We start from the raw sequence: 2,603 nt of genomic DNA, 5'->3' as shown, positions 1-2,603 counted from the left end.
ACTTCGGCATTGCCCTCGCCGTACAGCAGGCCGGCGGGCAGCGCATGACGCAAACGGGGCTCAGCCTCGGCACGCCGCAGTACATGAGCCCCGAGCAGGCGATGGGCGAGCGCGCCATCGATGCCCGCAGCGACATCTACGCACTCGGTGCGGTCACGTACGAGATGCTCACCGGCGAACCGCCGTTCACCGGTGCCAGCGTGCAGGCGATTGTCGCGAAGGTCCTGAGCGAGCGCCCCGTGCCGCTGCGCACGCTGCGAGACACCCTCTCGGTCGGCACCGACGCAACGGTCTTGCAGGCGTTAGCCAAACTGCCGGCTGATCGGTTCAGCAGTGCGTCGGCGTATGCGGCGCAACTCACGGTCACCGATAGTCGGGAGTCGTCGCCGGGCGTGGAGGCGCCACGGCGAATGCAGCGGAATCGGGTGCTGCCGATTGCCATGTTGCTCTCGATGGCTACCGGACTGGCGATCGGTTGGACGCTGTACGCGCGCGGGCCGAGCAGCGCTGCAGCATCACCAGCCTCGATGGTGACGTCGTTGGTGCCTTTGGCCGGTGAAACGTGGTCCGATGCCAGTAACAGCATTGCTATCGGCCCCGATGCACGCGTCGCCGCGATTGTCGGCCGCACGGAGAACTGGAACGGCCTGATCATCCGCGCGCTCGACTCGATCGGCAGTCGCTATCTGCCGAACACCGCTGGGGCACGATCGCCGTTCTGGTCACCCGATGGCGCGCATGTCGGCTTCTTTGCCGACCGCAAGCTCAAGACGGTCGATCTCAAGTCGGGGGCCGTGACGACTCTCTGCCCGTCGCCCATCTCCGGAAACCGGGGCACATGGGGGGCAAACGACGTCATTCTCTACGTGCCGGAGTTTGACGGGCGCGTCTTCCGCACGACCGGACGCGGCCAGAACTGTTCGGCGCTTGGACTCCAGATGCGTGGGGATTCGGCATTGGGGGCCGAGGTCCGGTTTCTCGGAGATGGTGAACACTTCATCCTGACGAATTCGAATTTCGTGCAACTCGGGCGCGTTGGTGATTCGGCGCTCACCCTTCTGCTCACCACGAGCCTCCGTCGCACCGTTCCCGCCACCGATGACTACCTGTTGTTCAGTCAACCGGGCGCAGACGTCAGCACCGTGTTCGCGCAGCGGGTCGACGTCAACACCCGGAAGATGGTTGGCGAGCCGGTGCCGGTCCTTCGAGATGTGCTCAACAACGCTGGCAGGTCGCCGATCTCGGTAGCCGACGATGGCACCATGCTCGTGCGGGTCAGGCCGCGTCTGCTCGGATTCGAAACCCCCACGCTCCGATTTGCGCGCTTTTCGGGCGATGGTCGAATCCGCGACACGTTGCCGGCGACCGGTACCTTCGGACTGTTTCGCGTGAGCGACAACGGCGCGATCACCCACGGCGGCTTTCGTGTGACGCGCTGGGATCCGCGTGTTCGCGGGTGGACCGATCTGGTACCACCCAGCGTCGAGCCGCGGACGTCGCTGAACCCGGTGTGGGGACCGGGCGACACGCTCTTCGCCGTTGGCCGAGCCGGATTTCCCACTGACTCGGTGGTCATCGTGGATGTGCGCACCGGACGACTGCGATCGGTGGCTGGTCTCCCCGATCGCTCGCGTCGGCTCGAACCCACGGACTGGACGCGGGACGGGCGGTACATTCTCGTGGAAGCGTCGGGTGGCAACGGCAATCCGCCGAGCGATGCGATGGTGGTGGATGTGACCAGCGGAACGACCAGGAAACTGTTCGAGGACGACGCCGACGTGTTCGGTATGCGGGTCTCACCGAACGGGCGATACGTCGCCTACGCGGCAACCAAGGAAGGGGAGACCGATATCTTCGTACGACCGTTTCCCGGCCCTGGCGCACCGCTCCGCGTTACGAGTGGCGGTGGCGCGGGACCGGTGTGGCGCGGCAACAGCGAACTGCTGTTCATCGCGGGCCATCGCGTCGATGCCATCGTGATCGCTGATGGTGGGAAGCCAGGTGCTCGACGGACCGTCATCACCGAGTCTTCGATTGATGCCCTCAAGACGGTGGGCGACCTCGCACTGGATGTGGCTCCCAACGGGCAGGAACTCGTCGTCAGCATGAGCGGCGACGTGGCGTCGCCGTTACTCGTGGTCACGAATTGGCAGCGCCGATTGCCGGCTGGCGGTCGGCGGTGACCGCGACCGTCGGGGAACGCCTCGCCACCGCCCTGTCCGACCGCTACCGCGTCGAGCGCGAGCTCGGCGCCGGCGGTATGGCCACGGTCTACCTCGCGCACGACCTGCGCCATGAACGCGAGGTCGCCATCAAGGTGCTGCACCCCGACCTCGGCGCCGCGCTCGGCGCCGAGCGGTTTCTCGCCGAGATCAAGACCACCGCCAAGCTGCAGCATCCGCACATTCTGCCGCTGCTGGATTCGGGCGCGGCCGACGGCTTGCTGTACTACGTGATGCCGTACGTGCGCGGCGAGACGCTCCGCGCGCGCCTCGAGCGCGAGAAGCAACTCCCCATCGCCGACGCGCTGCGCATTGCCCGCGAGGTGGCCGCCGCACTCGACCACGCGCACAAGCAGGGTGTGATTCACCGCGACATCAAGC

General features: G+C 66.4%; 1 protein-coding gene and 1 pseudogene. Both read left to right on the top strand.

The genetic code is table 11. The features are described from left to right. A pseudogene (locus tag ACIRA7_RS16685) lies at window positions 1-2,183 on the top strand (hypothetical protein); the annotation flags it as partial. Next, window positions 2,180-2,603, top strand: a 424-nt coding sequence (locus ACIRA7_RS16680; protein WP_396221957.1) for a serine/threonine-protein kinase, incomplete at its 3' end; no start/stop codon positions are given. The pseudogene ACIRA7_RS16685 and the gene ACIRA7_RS16680, both read left to right, overlap by 4 nt.

This window comes from Gemmatimonas sp., assembly GCF_044376735.1.
Taxonomy (GTDB): Bacteria; Gemmatimonadota; Gemmatimonadetes; order Gemmatimonadales; family Gemmatimonadaceae; genus Gemmatimonas.
The sequence above is the reverse complement of the archived record's forward strand: the minus strand, read 5'-3'. Positions and strand labels throughout refer to the sequence as shown.